At 63.0% G+C, this 15714-nt stretch carries 9 protein-coding genes; all 9 read left to right on the top strand.

Translation table 11 applies throughout. The annotated features are described in order from the left end of the window. The first annotated feature begins 65 nt into the window (after positions 1 to 65). The gene (locus GEV01_RS19965) at positions 66 to 3044 is read left to right on the top strand and encodes a TonB-dependent receptor plug domain-containing protein (protein WP_152807310.1); all 2979 of its coding nucleotides are present in this window, start codon (positions 66 to 68) and stop codon (positions 3042 to 3044) included. Positions 3045 to 3075: 31 nt separating this feature from the next. Further along, positions 3076 to 6114: a TonB-dependent receptor gene (locus GEV01_RS19960; protein ID WP_152807309.1), complete on the top strand. Its 3039-nt coding sequence runs from the start codon at positions 3076 to 3078 to the stop codon at positions 6112 to 6114. Positions 6115 to 6133: 19 nt separating this feature from the next. Further along, the gene (locus GEV01_RS19955; protein WP_235914453.1) at positions 6134 to 7456 is read left to right on the top strand and encodes a DUF3472 domain-containing protein; all 1323 of its coding nucleotides are present in this window, start codon (positions 6134 to 6136) and stop codon (positions 7454 to 7456) included. A 21-nt stretch (positions 7457 to 7477) separates the two neighbouring features. After that, positions 7478 to 8830 (top strand): Gfo/Idh/MocA family protein, encoded by a 1353-nt coding sequence (locus GEV01_RS19950; RefSeq protein ID WP_152807308.1) that lies wholly within the window; start codon positions 7478 to 7480, stop codon positions 8828 to 8830. Between the two features lie 54 nt (positions 8831 to 8884). Further along, entirely contained in the window at positions 8885 to 9808 is a 924-nt protein-coding gene (locus tag GEV01_RS19945; protein WP_152807307.1) for a patatin-like phospholipase family protein, read from the top strand. A gap of 36 nt (positions 9809 to 9844) precedes the next feature. After that, positions 9845 to 10255, top strand: coding sequence for a GlcG/HbpS family heme-binding protein (locus GEV01_RS19940; protein ID WP_008447352.1), 411 nt, complete (start codon positions 9845 to 9847; stop codon positions 10253 to 10255). A 177-nt stretch (positions 10256 to 10432) separates the two neighbouring features. Continuing rightward, positions 10433 to 11014, top strand: coding sequence for a PEP-CTERM sorting domain-containing protein (locus GEV01_RS19935; protein WP_152807306.1), 582 nt, complete (start codon positions 10433 to 10435; stop codon positions 11012 to 11014). 225 nt (positions 11015 to 11239) lie between these two features. Continuing rightward, positions 11240 to 12403, top strand: coding sequence for a glutamine-hydrolyzing carbamoyl-phosphate synthase small subunit (carA, locus tag GEV01_RS19930; RefSeq protein WP_152807305.1), 1164 nt, complete (start codon positions 11240 to 11242; stop codon positions 12401 to 12403). 1 nt (position 12404) lies between these two features. Continuing rightward, complete coding sequence (gene carB / locus GEV01_RS19925; RefSeq protein ID WP_008447357.1) at positions 12405 to 15635, top strand: carbamoyl-phosphate synthase large subunit; 3231 nt, start codon at positions 12405 to 12407, stop codon at positions 15633 to 15635. Positions 15636 to 15714 lie beyond the last annotated feature (79 nt).

The following is a 15714-nucleotide window of genomic DNA, read 5'->3' as shown; positions in this document are numbered from 1 at the left end:
CTCCGGACCGGGGAGGGCCCCTTGCAGCCTCACGATAACAAACCACTGATAACAGGGAGACAATCATGCATATGAAAAAACTGGTGGCCGCGATGGTGGCGGTAGGCTTGGCCTCAACTGCGCTGGCCGCCGACGAGCAGGATGAGCCGGCGCAGAAAAGCGACAAGGACCAGAAGATCACGCGAGTCGAAGTCACCGGCTCCAGCCTGAAACGCATCAACGCCGAAACGGCGTCGCCGGTGCAGGTGATCGACGCCAAGCAGATCGAGAATATGGGGGCGCGCACGCTGCTGCAGGTGCTGGACAACCTGCCTGCGGCCCGTCCATCGCAGCAGGACTTCCGCTCGATGTTCTCCGGCTCCGACGGCGCCTCGCAGGCCAACCTGCGTGGTCTGGGCGCGCAGGGCACGCTGGTGCTGCTGAACGGCCGCCGTCTGTCGTTCTATGGTGCGCCGGCCGGCTTCCAGACCATGTTCGTCAACATCGACGCCATCCCCGCCGCCGCCATCGAACGCATGGAGGTGCTGACCGACGGCGCCTCGGCGGTCTACGGTTCCGACGCGGTGGCCGGCGTCATCAACGTCATCACCAAGAAAAGCTACCAGGGCCTGGAAGCGCGCGGCACTGCCGACTTCTCGTCCAACGTCAAATCCTACGGCGAGCGCCAGGGCAACGTCATCTATGGCCTGGGCGACTTGAACAGCGACGGCTGGAACGTCTACGGCTCGATCAACCTCTATCAGCGCGACCGCATTGCGCTGGAAGACACCTACCTGAAGCGCCCGGACTACTTCTACGTCAACAACCCGACCTTCGTTTCCGGCATGCGCATCGGCGTCGGCAGCGAGCCGGGTGTGGTCAATCCGGGCACGCTGTTCGTCTTCGACAAGGCCAATAACAACGCCCGCACCCAGCGCGCCGTCAACGGCTGCAACACCGCCATCACCGAAGCCTCGGGCACCCGCTGCGTGTGGAACACGCTGCCGTACCAGCTCGACACCGGCCCGACCTCCGACCGCGCCACCGGCTACCTGAGCGGCCGCGTGAAACTGGGTGGCGACCTGGAAGGTTATGCCGAAGCCACCTACACCCACATCAAGCTGCGCGGCGAGAACGGTCCGCGCAGCTTCAACAGCGGCAGCACCAGCAACTGGTTCGCGCGCAATACCGGCACCAAGCTGAACACCTTCGTCAATCCCTACCTGGGTCCCAACAACGTCTACCTGAAGGGCAAACTGGATGCGGACATGGCGGCCAAGATGGGCGGCGCCGCAGGCCTGAACTACATCATGCTCGACGCGCCTGGCCACTTCGGCCAGACCAACGAGGATAACAACTACCGTGCGCTGGCTGGCCTGCGCGGCAGCATCGGCGGCGGCTGGGACTTCGAGACGGCGCTCAGCGTGGCGGGCAGCCATTCGACGCTGTACCAGACGATCAACATCAACACCGCAGGTTTCGAAAAAGCCTTCGGTCCGTTCACCACCGATCCCGCGACCGGCCGCCGCTACATCTCCGACAATCCAGCCTACAAGTTCGGCGAAATCAGCGATGCCAATGCTGCGCTGCTGCGCGCAGCCTACCCAACCTTCGACATCCAGTCCTGGACCAAGCTGATTACCTGGGACGGCAAGATCGAAGGCACCATCGCCAAGCTGGGCGAACGCGAAGTGCGTGCCGCCTTCGGCGTCAACCTGATGCGCGAGAGCTTCTACACCCCCGGCAACCAGGACGCGGCCAATGGTCTGATCACGCAGCAGGGCGGCTCCTGGTTCGACGGCCAGCGCAACATCGCTGCGGTGTTCGGCGAGGTGGTGGTACCTGTCACCGACAAGCTGGAAGTGAACGCTGCCGCGCGCCTGGACAAATATCCGAACTTCGCCGCCAACCTGGCGCCGAAGCTGGGCGTGGTGTGGCGCGCGCGTCCGGAGGTGATGGTGCGTGGCACTTACTCCGAAGGCTTCCGCGCACCGAGCCTGGCCGAAGCGGGCAGCGGCGGCGTGTTTGCGCAGGTGGGCGGCATCCGCGACACCGTGCGCTGCGACGAGACCAATGCGATGGCGAAGGTGCTGATGAAATCCGTCTCGCCGGCCGAGGTGGAGCTGGGCAAGGGGCTGCTCAATTCGAACTGCTCGACCACGGTCGGCGGCCTGACCCCGCCCAATCCGTCGCTGCGTCCGGAAAAGGCCAAGATCTCGACCGCAGGCCTGGTGCTGCAGCCGGCCAAGGACGTCAGCATCTCGGTGGACTACTGGTTCGTCTATCGACGCAATGAAATCGTGCGCCAAGACTTCAACGAACTGTTCACGCAACTGGTGGACAAGTACGGCCCGGCCCTATCCGGCACCAGCGCGGCGATCCGCAATCCGATCAGCGACGCCGACCGCGGCACCATGGCGACCGTCGCCAGCATGTGCGCCAATCCGGCTAACGCGGCGGCCTGCGCCGGCGGCGTGCCCAAGTACTCGGTGGGAGACCTTGGCGGCTTGGTCAACTCGTATTCGAACCGTGGCCGCACGCTGGTCGACGGCATCGACATCGACGCGCGCACCCGCTTTTCACTGGGCGGTCTGGGCAAGTTGAGCACCGGCGTCGCGGCCACTATCCGCCGCCGCGAACTCTATAACTCGGAAGATGGCACCGGCTTCTCGGGCAACTACGTCGGTTACTACGATTCGCCGCGCGTGCGCGCCACGTTCAACGCCGACTGGGCATACGAAAAGTTCGTCACCAGTGTGTTCGTCAACTACACGGGCAAAACCAAATGGGCCTACGCGCCGTGGGACAAGGACAACACGCCTGAGAAATGCACCGCAGCCTCGGTCGCGCTGCCGTCCGACCTGTGCGGCGGTGCGCCGTCGTACTACACGGTCAACCTGGGCCTGAACTGGAAACCGATGAAGAACCTGGACGTAGGCCTGAACATCAAGAACCTGCTGAACAAGCAGCCTACTTACGACCCTAACGGCTGGGAAGGTTACAACCACAGTCAGAACCTGTTCGGCCGCATGTACTCGTTCTCGGCCAGCTACAAGTTCTTCTGATCCGCGCTAAAACAACAACAGGAGGAGCAGCATGCAACACCAACGATTCAAGCCGCGCCACAGCGCCATCCGCCAGGCGACGGCAATACTCATCGCGCTGACGGTGGCCGGCAGCGGCGGCCAGGCCTGGGCGCAGTCCAACGCCACGGCCACCATCTTCGGCGAAGTGCAGTCGCCGGCCGGCGCCACCGTGGTGCTGGAAAACCTGGCTACCGGCGCGCAGCGTACGCTGACGCCGGATACGTCGGGCCGCTACATCGCCAATTCGATGCCACCGGGCCGCTATGCGGCGCGTGTGGTCCGAGGCGGCACCGTGCAGGCCTCGCAGGAGGTTGAAGCGTTGGTGGGCGGTGGCGCGGAGGTCAACTTCGCCGCCGCCGTCGATGCTGCCGCCACCGTTGTGGTGCGCGGCGCCCGCACGCTGATCGACGTCTCCAGCACCAACAACGGCGTCGTCTTCACCGCCAAGGAGCTGAAGGCGCTGCCGGTGGCGAACGACATCTCCTCGGTGGTGCAGCTGACGCCGGGCGTGGCGCGCGGCACCAACTCGCAGTATGGCAGCGCGCCGCAGATCGGCGGTTCCGGCCAGTCGGAGAACGCGTTCTATGTGAACGGCTTCCCGATCACGAACATCCTGACCCAGGTCGGCGCGTCCGAGCTGCCGTTCGGCGCCATCTCCAACATGCAGGTGCTGACCGGCGGCTATGGTTCGGAGTTCGGCCGCTCCACCGGCGGCGTGGTCAACATCACCACCAAGAGCGGCGGTAACAAGTTCGAATTCGGCGGCAAGCTGTCGACCCTTCCGCGCGGCTTGAAGGGTACCACCGCCAATACCTACTTCCCCAACACCGGCGCCAATCCCAAGACCGACGGCAAGCTGCTGTATGCGAACCAGGACAACGGCAGCAGCAGCAAGACCCTTGGCCTGTATGGCAGCGGTCCGCTGATCAAGAACAAGCTGTTCGCCTTCGTCGCGCTGGAGCGCACCAAGTCCGACAGCCAGTCGGTCGGCGCCTCCACCGAGACGCCGGCTTCCGGCCTGCGCACCGGCTGGAACACCAGCGACACGGAAGTGAACCGCTACCTGGCCAAGATCGATTACAACCTGGCTGACGACCATCACCTGGAGTACACCAAGCTGTACGACCGCACCACCACGCACAGCCAGGCCTACGGCTACAGCTACGCGACGCAGTCGAGCAACGGCGTCAAGGGCGGCAGCGGCGACAACACCATCAACTGCTGCGGCGCCGCCTCCGCGCCCGGCGCCGACATCGATGTGCTGAAGTACACCGGTTACCTGACCGACAACCTGACCGTGACCGCCTTGTACGGCAAGTCGCGCACCATCCACCGCCGTTCGCCGGAAGGCTACGATCCGTCGCTGCCGCAGATCTCCAGCAGCACGGCGGTGCAGGTGCCGGGCCTGAACTATCCCAACCCGCAGACCGTGACCGGCAACCTGGTCGATCCGAATTCCGGCGACGAGCAAAAGGGCAAGCGGCTGGACGTCGAGTACCGCCTCGGCAGCCACTCGCTGCGCGCCGGTATCGACCGCATCGATGTCGATTCGCGCGTCGGCCTGGGCCTGGCCGGCGGCTACCGCTGGTCCTACCACAAGGATGCGCCGAACGCGCAGATCAACGGCGCCAACCAGACCTTGGCGCAGGGCGGCGGCTTCGGCACGCAGGGCTACTATGTCAGCCGCGATTACTACAGCAACCTCGCGCATCCGACCAGCGAACAGTCGGCGCAATACATCCAGGACCACTACCAGATCACCGACCGCGTGCTGCTGGACCTGGGCCTGCGCCGCGAGCAGTTCACCAACTACACCAGCAACGGCGACGCCTTCATCTCGCAACGCAATATGATCGCGCCGCGCGTCAGCGCCAGCTGGGACTACAACGGCGACGGCTCGCTCAAGCTGTCCTTCAACGCTGGCCGTTATCATCTGCCGGTGCCGTCCAACCTGTCCAGCAATATGGCGGCGCCGTTCACGTCGACCAGCGAATTCTTTACCTACACCGGTGTCGATGCGGCCACCGGTGCTCCGACCGGCCTGCACGCACTGGGCACCAAGCCATATTCCGCCAACAACGCCTACGGCCAAAGCCGCGACGCGCGCGAAGTCACCGCCATCGGCCTGAAGCCGCTGTCGCAGGACGAATTCGCGTTCGGCCTGGAGAAGGCCTTCAACAAGAAACTGGTGGCCGGCGCCAGCTTCCTGTATCGCCGCCTGAACGACACCAACGACGACAGCTGCGACCAGCGTCCGATCGACGCCTGGGCCGCCACCAACAAGGTCGACACCAGCAACTGGGGCGGCTTCCAGTGCGCGATCATCAATCCGGGCCGCGACAACGCGCTGTGGATCGATTTCGCCGACGGCAAAGGCCTGCGCCGCGTCGACATCACGGCGGCCCAGTGGGGCAACCCGAAGCCGGAGCGCACCTACCGCGCGCTGAACCTGTTCGTCGAGCACCCGTTAAGCAATGGCTGGTACGGCAAGGTCACTTACACGCTGTCTGCGCTCAAGGGCAATATGGAAGGGCAGACCGATACCATCGGCGGCGGCGACGTCGGCCTGACCGTCAGCGACGATCACAAGGAGCTGATGTACAACGCCTATGGCTACCTGCCGGGCGACCACCGGCACGCGATCAAGGCGTATGGCTTCATGCAGGTGCTGCCGGAGCTGACCGTCGGCGGCAACCTGGCGTTGACGTCAGGCGCTCCGCGTAACTGCATCGGCAACCTGCCCGACAACCTGCGCTTTGCGAACGACTACAACTCGGCCTACTTCTACTGCAACGGCGTGGCAACCCCGCGCGGCAGCCAGGGACGTTTGCCATGGCAGGCGCAGCTCGACCTGAACCTGGCCTACACGCCGCGCTACGCCAAGGGCCTGAGCCTGAAGGTCGATGTGTTCAACGTCTTCGACCGCCAGACCACGACCCGCTACAACGAGACCTACAACGACGGCAGCGGCATCTCGCGCAACTACCTGCAAGTGGCGGGCCGCACGTCGCCGCGCTCGGTGCGCCTGACCGCCGAATACGAGTTCTGATGTTCAACCTGAGGAGAGCATGATGAAACAGCAAAGTTTTTTCCTGGTTTGCGCAGCATGGATGTTGAGCGCCTGCGGCGGTACGTCCGCCGACGGGCAGGGTACGCAGACCGCCGCCAAGGTGGTGATGGGAGGGCCATCTGCCAGCGTGGCCGCCGCCAGCTCGAAGGCGGTGGCGCTGGCCGGTAACGCCTTCATCACCAGCGCGCCCGCCGATGCTGAGGAGGAGATCAACGACAACGGCCTGGCCAACTGGAGCAACCCAGCCACCGTCACCAGTGCTTACTTCCGCATGGCTTCAGCAGGCCAGGTCACGCTGGGGCTGGACGCCCGGCTGGCCGGCAGTAACAACAGCACCATACGCGTCACGGTCAACGGCACGCCGTTCCTCGTCAAGCTGTCGGTCAACGGCGCCAGGACTTATCCGGTCGGCACCGTCAACGTCGCCGCGCCGGGCTATGTGAAGGTCGATTTGCAGGGCGTCAGCAAGGACGGCGGCTACTTCGGCGACGTCTCTGCGCTGCGCGTGACCACCAGCGCCACCATCAACTACGCCAACGATCCGGCCAACTACTACTGGTCGCGGCGCGGGCCGTCGGTCCACATGGGCTACACCACGCCGGCCAACACCGAGTACTTCTACAACGAGGTGACGGTGCCGGCGGGGCAGGATCCGGAAGGCTCCTACTACATGGCCAACGGCTTCGGCCAGGGCTACTTCGGCATCCAGGTCAAGTCGCCCAGCGAGCGCTGGGTGCTGTTCTCGGTATGGGATCCTGATGGCGGCGGCAAGACCACGCTGGTCAAGAAGGGCGCGGGCGTGGTGGACAACAGCTTCGGCGGCGAGGGCACGGGCGGCCAGTCCTACCTGAGCTACAACTGGATCAGCGGGAACACCTACCGCTTCATCACCCGCGCGCGGCCGGATGGCGCCGGGGCCACCGACTACTCGGCGTGGTTCTACGCGCCGGAGCTGGGTGTGTGGCGCTTCATCGCCACCTGGAAGCGTCCCGCCACGACGACTTATCTGACCGGGGCCTACTCCTTCCTGGAGAACTTCATCGACACCAAGGGCTATACTGGCCGGCGTGTATCGTTCGGCAATCAGTGGGCGCGCAATGTGTCGGGCGCCTGGTCCGAGGTGACGAAGGCGCGCTTCACCGGCGACGCCACCGTGACCAACGTTCAGCGCATGGACTACGCGGGCGGCCTGGATAACGGCCAGTTCTACCTGCGTAACGGCGGCTTCTTCGGCGACTATGTGCCGGTGAACCAGAACTTCACCCGCGCCGCCACCGGCCAGCAACCGGCCGTGGATGTGACCACGCTGCCGCAGCAATAAAAGAATTTTAAAAGGAGCACCATGAAATCTGTTTTTAATCGACGAGACTTCCTGACCGCCGGCGCAGCGTTGGCCGGCAGCCTGATGATGCCGACTGCCTTTGCCGCCACCCGCGAGCGGGTACGCATCGGCATGATCGGCACCGGTATGCGCGGCCAGGTGCTGTTGCAGGAACTGCTGCGCCGCGATGACGTGGAAGTCGTCGCGCTGTGCGACATCGAACCCATCATGCTGGGCCGCGCGCTCAAGCAGGTGGAGAAGTTTGGCAAGGCCAAGCCGAAGACCTTCGGCGAGGACCGCGATCCGCAAGCCTACAAGCGCATGCTGGACGCCGGCACGCTGGACGGCGTCATCATCGCCACGCCGTGGGAATGGCATGCGCAGATGGCCATCGCCGCCATGCAGGCCAAGGTGCCTGTCGGTTGCGAGGTGGTGGCCGGCGTGACGCTGCAAGACCATTGGGATGTGCTCAACACCCAGCTGAAGACCAACACGCCGTATATGCTGCTGGAGAACGTCTGCTTCCGTCGCGACGTGATGGCGGTGCTGCAGATGGTGCGTTCCGGCCTGTTCGGAGAACTGATCCATCTGCAGGGCGGCTACCAGCACGACCTGCGCGCGGTGAAGTTCAACAGCGGCGATCCGGCCAAGCCGTATGGCGGTGGCGTGGAGTTCGGCGCCAAGGGCTGGTCGGAGGCCAAGTGGCGCACCGAGCATTCGGTGCAGCGCAATGGCGAGCTGTATCCAAGCCATGGCATCGGCCCATGCGCGATGTACACCAACATCAATCGCGGCAACCGCTTCACGCGCATCAACAGCTTCGCCACCAAGGCGCGCGGCCTGCACGACTACATCGTCAAGCAGCCGGGTGGCGCCAACAGCCCGAGCGCGAAGACGCAGTTCAAGCTGGGCGACGTCGTCACCACCACGCTGGCCTGCGAGAACGGCGAGACCATCCTGCTGCAGCACGACACCTCGCTGCCGCGCCCTTACTCGCTGGGCTTCCGCGTGCAGGGCACCGACGGCCTGTGGATGGACGTGAACAATTCCATCCACATCGAAGGCAAGAGCAAGCCGCACCAGTGGGAAGACTTCCAGGCCTACCAGGATAAGTACGACCATCCGCTGTGGCGCAAGCATGCCAAGGACGCGGAGGGCGCCGGCCATGGAGGCATGGACTTCTTCGTCATCCAGTCCTTCATCGAGGCGCTGAAGGCGAGGGCGCCGATGCCGATCGATATCTACGACGCGGTGACGTGGAGCGCCATTACGCCGCTGTCGGAGCAGTCGATCGCGCAGAACTTCCAGACGCTGGACTTCCCCGACTTCACGGCCGGGGCATGGAAGACGCGCAAGCCGATCTTCGCTTTGTAAGGTGGGGTACAATCTGCTGCGCCTAAACTCAGCACTAGCAGATTGAACCCCTACATGCCATCACGCCGCCTTTCCCTTGTCGCTTTAACCATCTTCGCCGCAGCCGCAGTCGTCGGCTGCAAGACCAATCCGGTGATCGAAACGCCAACGGCGCCGCCGCTGGCGGTGCCGGAACCCCTTCCTCCCAAGAAGATCAAGATCGGCCTGGCGCTGGGCGGCGGGGCGGCGCGCGGCTTCGCGCACATCGGCGTGATCAAGGCGCTGGAGGCGCAGGGCATCTACGCGGACATCGTGGTCGGCACCAGTGCCGGTTCGGTGGTCGGCGCGCTGTACGCGGCCGGGAATACCGGCTTCCAGTTGCAGAAGCTGGCGATGGACATGGACGAAGCGGCGATCTCCGACTGGGCCGTGCCGCTGTTCGGCAAGAGCTCCGGCGTGCTGAAAGGCGAGGCGCTGCAAACCTATGTCAACAAGGCGGTCAACAACCAGCCTATGGAAAAGCTGAAGATTCCGTTCGGCGCCGTGGCCTCGGATCTGAAGACCGGCCAGCCCATCCTGTTCCAGCGCGGGAATACGGGGATGGCGGTGCGGGCATCGTCGTCGGTGCCTGGCGTGTTCCAGCCGGTGGTGATCAACAACCGTTCGTATGTGGACGGCGGCTTGGTGGCGCCGGTGCCGGTGCGCTTCGCGCGCGACATGGGCGCGGACTTCGTCATCGCCGTCAACATCTCGACCCAGGCCGATGTGCAGGCCACCGTCAGTTCGCTCGACGTCATCATGCAGACCTTCAGCATCATGGGGCAGCGCATCAACCAGTATGAGTTGAAGGATGCGGACGTGGTCATCGCGCCTAGCCTGGGCAAGATGGCGGGCAACGACTTCGCCGGCCGCAACCAGGCCATCCTGGCGGGCGAGCAGGCCGCCGCGCAGGTGATGGCGCAGATCAAACAGAAACTGGAAGCCAAGCGCAGACCGTAGCAGTACAATATCCGGTCCAATAATAAGGAAGAGCACATGCAAACCAAACCTTACCTGTCGCTTGCCGACATCAAGAAAATCGCTGCCGGCGCTGAAGCCGAGGCTGTGGCCAACAACTGGCCTGTCGTCATCGCCATCGTCGATGACGGCGGCCACCTGCTGTGGTTGCAGCGCCAGGACGGCGCCGCGCCGCTGTCGTCGCACATCGCCCCTGCCAAGGCGCGCGTCTCGGCGCTGGGCCGCCGCGAATCGAAGATCTACGAAGACATGATCAACAACGGCCGCACCGCCTTCCTGAGCGCCCCGGCGCCGATGGCGGACGGCCTGCTGGAAGGCGGCGTGCCTATCATCGTTGACGGCCACGTCATCGGCGCCGTCGGCGTCTCGGGCGTCAAGTCGGCCGAAGATGTGCAAGTCGCTAAAGCCGGTATCGCCGCGCTGAACTAATTCTTTCGGCGTCCTGCCGAAATCGCCTGGCCGCCCGGCCAGGCTACCCCTGACCAAATAGGTGTAAAAAAGACATGCATAATAATAAATTATGCTATTCTTAAAATCCCCGAATGATGATCTGCGCAGACATCAGGCTGTGGTTCCTTTTCTTACTCCAATTCGAAAGAGCTACCTATGCTTAATAAAGTCCTCTGTGCCGGCCTGCTGGCCGCTAGCTGCATGGTTGCCCATGCCGAGCAAAACTGGTCCTTCACTTTTACCGGCTTTTACGACCAGGAAGCCGACGTCTTCCTTCCTGCTAACCAGCTGTCCGGCACGTTTTCCGGCACGGACCTGAATGGAAACGGCATCCTTGAGCTCAACGAGCTGAGCCGGCTGCACATCAACGGCGAATACGCGGCTGATAATTTCATCAACTGCGCCAGCACTTCATACTTTGCTTGCGGAACAGGCAGCTTTTCTTATCGCCTGGGCGGCAAGCTCGATTTCGATCTGGGCTGGCATGGCTGGGATGACGAGGGCTACCTGGACACCGGTCATCGCATCCATACCTACGACGTGGACTTTGCATGGGACCGGCATGGGCCTTGCTGCGCGGGCTCCACCGAGCAGCATCTCAACTGGACCGCGCAAACTCAACAAGTGGTGCTGGGGCCTGTGCCGGAGCCGGCCGGTTATGCGATGCTCGGCGTTGGCTTGCTGGGCCTGGCGCTGCGCAAGCGTCGCCGGGTGAATGCAGCTATTGCAAGTAAGTAAACCGCCACACCCGGCGGCATATTTTTGCCGCTATTTCGCCGACGGTCCATTGCCAAGCAGGGGGGATTTGGTTATAATTCAAAGGTTTAGCCAATCTCACCTCTACCGTAGCGACTACCACTCACTCCATCATCAATTGACCTTCCACCCTGGCCTGCGACGGCGGGGGATACACGACGGTCGTCTGACGTGGCGCAGCTACGGTAACTTTATCAGGAGTTGCCCTTGCCGCCATTTTTTTCTGGCCCTGCCGTTCCAGCCATACTGGCCCTTGCTGACGGAACTATTTTCAAAGGTTTTTCGATCGGCGCCGCCGGTCATACAACCGGCGAAGTGGTCTTTAATACGTCCATGACCGGCTATCAGGAAATCCTGACCGATCCTTCCTACAGCCGCCAGATCGTCACGCTGACGTATCCGCATATCGGCAATACCGGCGTTAATCCGGAAGACGTCGAATCCACCAAAGTCCACACGGCCGGTTTAATCATCCGTGACCTGCCGCTGATGGCGTCGAACTTCCGCTCCACCCAGTCGCTGTCCGACTACCTGAAGGCAGAGAACATCGTCGGCATCGCCGGTATCGACACCCGCAAGCTGACCCGCATCCTGCGCGAGAAGGGCGCCCAGTCCGGCGCCATCCTGGTCGGCACGCAAGGCAACGAGCCGTCGGCGTCGCAAGCGCTGGACCTGGCCCGTTCCTTCCCTGGCATCGCCGGCATGGACCTGGCCAAGGTAGTCACCGTCAAGGCGGCCTACGACTTCACCGAAACCGAATGGACGCTGGGCGAAGGCTACGGCAAACTGTCGGACCCTAAATTCCACGTGGTCGCTTACGACTTCGGCGTCAAGCGCAACATCCTGCGCATGCTGACCGCGCGCGGCTGCAAAGTGACCGTCGTGCCGGCGCAGACCACCGCCGACGAAGTGCTGGCGCTGAACCCGGACGGCGTGTTCCTGTCGAACGGCCCAGGCGATCCTGAGCCATGCGACTACGCGATCGCCGCCGCCAAGGTCTTCATGGCCAAGAAGCTGCCGCTGTTCGGCATCTGCCTCGGCCACCAGATCATGGGCCTGGCCTCGGGCGCGAAAACCCTGAAGATGAAATTCGGCCACCACGGCGCCAACCACCCGGTGCAGGACCTGGACAGCAAACAAGTGCTGATCACGTCCCAGAACCACGGCTTCGCTGTGGACCCGGACACCTTGCCGGCCAACTGCCGCGTAACCCACAAATCGCTGTTCGACGGTTCGCTGCAGGGCTTCGCCCGCACCGACACGCCGGCCTTCTGCTTCCAGGGCCACCCTGAAGCATCGCCCGGCCCGACTGACGTCGCTTACCTGTTTGACCGCTTCATCGGCATGATGGAAGCAACGGAGAAAAAATAAGATGCCTAAACGTACAGACATTAAAAGTATTCTGATTATTGGCGCTGGCCCGATCATCATCGGCCAGGCTTGCGAGTTCGATTATTCCGGCGCACAGGCCTGCAAGGCCCTGCGCGAAGAGGGCTACAAAGTCATCCTGGTCAACAGCAATCCTGCGACCATCATGACCGACCCGGAAATGGCCGACGTCACCTACGTCGAGCCTATCACCTGGCAAGTCGTGGAACGCATCATCGCCAAGGAAAAGCCGGACGCGATCCTGCCGACCATGGGCGGCCAGACCGCACTGAACTGCGCGCTGGACCTGCATCGCCACGGCATTCTGGACAAGTACAAGGTCGAGCTGATCGGCGCCACGCCGGAAGCCATCGACAAGGCCGAAGACCGCTCCAAGTTCAAGGATGCGATGACCAAGATCGGCCTGGGTTCGGCCAAGTCGGGCGTCTCGCACACCATGGAAGAATCGTGGGCCGTACAGCGCACGCTGGGCTTCCCGGTCATCATCCGTCCGTCGTTCACGATGGGCGGCACCGGCGGCGGCATCGCCTACAACGAAGAAGAATTCGAAACCATCTGCAAACGCGGCCTGGAAGCTTCGCCGACCTCCGAACTGCTGATCGAAGAATCGCTGATCGGCTGGAAAGAGTACGAGATGGAAGTGGTGCGCGACAAGGCGGACAACTGCATCATCATCTGCTCGATCGAAAACCTGGATCCGATGGGCGTGCACACCGGCGACTCGATCACCGTGGCGCCGGCGCAGACGCTGACCGACAAGGAATACCAGATCATGCGCAACGCCTCGCTGGCGGTGCTGCGTGAGATCGGCGTCGACACCGGCGGCTCCAACGTGCAGTTCTCGATCAACCCGGCCGACGGCCGCATGATCGTCATCGAAATGAATCCGCGCGTATCGCGTTCGTCGGCACTGGCGTCGAAAGCCACCGGCTTCCCGATCGCCAAAGTGGCGGCCAAGCTGGCCGTGGGCTTCACGCTGGACGAGCTGCGCAACGAGATCACCGGCGGCGCGACCCCGGCCTCGTTCGAACCGTCGATCGACTACGTCGTCACCAAGATCCCGCGCTTCACGTTCGAGAAGTTCCCGACCGCCGACCACCACCTGACCACCCAAATGAAATCGGTCGGCGAAGTGATGGCGATCGGCCGCACCTTCCAGGAATCGTTCCAGAAAGCGCTGCGCGGCCTGGAAGTCGGCGTCGACGGCCTGAACGAAAAAACCAAGGACCGCGAGAAGATCGAAGAGGAACTGGGCGAGCCTGGTCCTGAGCGTATCTGGTACGTGGGCGACGCGTTCGCCCAGGGCTTCACGCTGGAAGAAGTGCACAACCTGACCAAGATCGATCCGTGGTTCCTGATCCAGATTAAAGAGATCGTGGACCTGGAACTGTGGATGGACACGCAGAAGCTGGACCAGATCGACAAGCCTACGCTGTACAAGCTGAAGCAAAAAGGCTTCTCGGACCGCCGCCTGGCCTTCCTGCTGCAGACCGATGCCAAGGCCGTGCGCGCCAAGCGCCATGAGCTGAACATCCGTCCCGTGTACAAGCGCGTGGACACCTGCGCCGCGGAGTTCTCGACCAACACCGCCTACATGTACTCGACCTACGATGAAGAGTGCGAGTCCAACCCGACCGACAAGAAAAAGATCATGGTGCTGGGGGGTGGCCCTAACCGTATCGGCCAGGGTATCGAATTCGACTACTGCTGCGTCCACGCGGCGCTGGCGATGCGCGAAGACGGCTACGAGACCATCATGGTCAACTGCAATCCGGAGACCGTGTCGACCGACTACGATACCTCGGATCGCCTGTACTTCGAATCGCTGACGCTGGAAGACGTGCTGGAAATCGTCGACCTGGAAAAACCGGTCGGCGTGATCGTTCAATACGGCGGCCAGACCCCGTTGAAACTGGCGCTGGACCTGGAAGCCAACGGCGTGCCTATCGTCGGCACCTCGCCGGACATGATCGACGCCGCCGAAGACCGCGAGCGTTTCCAGCAGATGCTGCACAAGCTGAATCTGCGCCAGCCGCCTAACCGCACTGCGCGCACCGAAGCCGACGCCCTGGCGCTGGCGCAGGAAATCGGCTACCCGCTGGTGGTCCGTCCTTCCTACGTGCTGGGCGGCCGCGCGATGGAAATCGTCCACGAGCAGCGCGACCTGGAGCGCTACATGCGCGAAGCGGTCAAGGTATCGCACGATTCGCCGGTGCTGCTGGACCGCTTCCTGAACGACGCCATCGAGTGCGACGTCGATTGCATCTCCGACGGCGAAACCACCTTCATCGGCGGCGTGATGGAACACATCGAGCAAGCCGGCGTGCACTCGGGCGACTCCGCCTGCTCGCTGCCGCCTTACTCGCTGGCGCAAGAGACCATCGATGAACTGAAGCGCCAGACCTCGCTGATGGCCAAGGGCCTGAACGTGGTCGGCCTGATGAACGTGCAGTTCGCGATCCAGAAGCAGGAACGCGACGGCGAATTGCGCGACGTGGTCTACGTGCTGGAAGTGAACCCGCGCGCGTCGCGTACCGTGCCGTTCGTGTCGAAGGCCACCGGCCTGCAGCTGGCGAAGATCGCCGCGCGTTGCATGGTCGGCCAGACCTTGGCACAACAAGGTATCACCAAGGAAGTCGTGCCACCTTACTTCAGCGTCAAGGAAGCCGTGTTCCCGTTCGTGAAATTCCCGGGCGTCGACACCATCCTCGGACCTGAGATGAAATCGACCGGTGAAGTCATGGGCGTCGGCAAGACCTTCGGCGAAGCCTTCGTCAAGTCGCAGCTGGGCGCGGGCATCAAGCTGCCGAAATCGGGCAAGGTGTTCCTGTCGGTGAAATCGTCGGACAAGCCACGCGCCGTGAAAGTGGCGCGCGACCTGGTGGACATCGGCTTCACGCTGGTGGCGACCAAGGGCACCGCTGCCGTCATCGCGGCGGCCGGCATTCCGGTCACGCCGGTGAACAAGGTGGTCGAAGGCCGTCCGCACGTGGTCGACATGATCAAGAACCACGAAATCGTCCTGGTCATCAACACGGTGGAAGAGAAGCGCAGCGCCATTACGGACTCGCGCCAGATCCGCACCTCGTCGTTGGCTTCGCGCGTGACGACCTACACCACCATCGCCGGCGCGGAAGCGGCGGTCGAAGGCATCCGTCATTTGGACGAGTTGCAAGTGTACGATTTACAAGGGCTGCATAAAACCTTACACTAAGGTTCTTTCGTCGCCTCGGTGACGGGAAACAGTACCTTTTAACCACAGAGCTCGCGCTGCAGGTTGGCGTGGCCTCTGT

The organism is Rugamonas rivuli, assembly GCF_009380165.1.
GTDB lineage: Bacteria > Pseudomonadota > Gammaproteobacteria > Burkholderiales > Burkholderiaceae_D > Rugamonas > Rugamonas rivuli.
The sequence above is the reverse complement of the archived record's forward strand: the minus strand, read 5'-3'. Positions and strand labels throughout refer to the sequence as shown.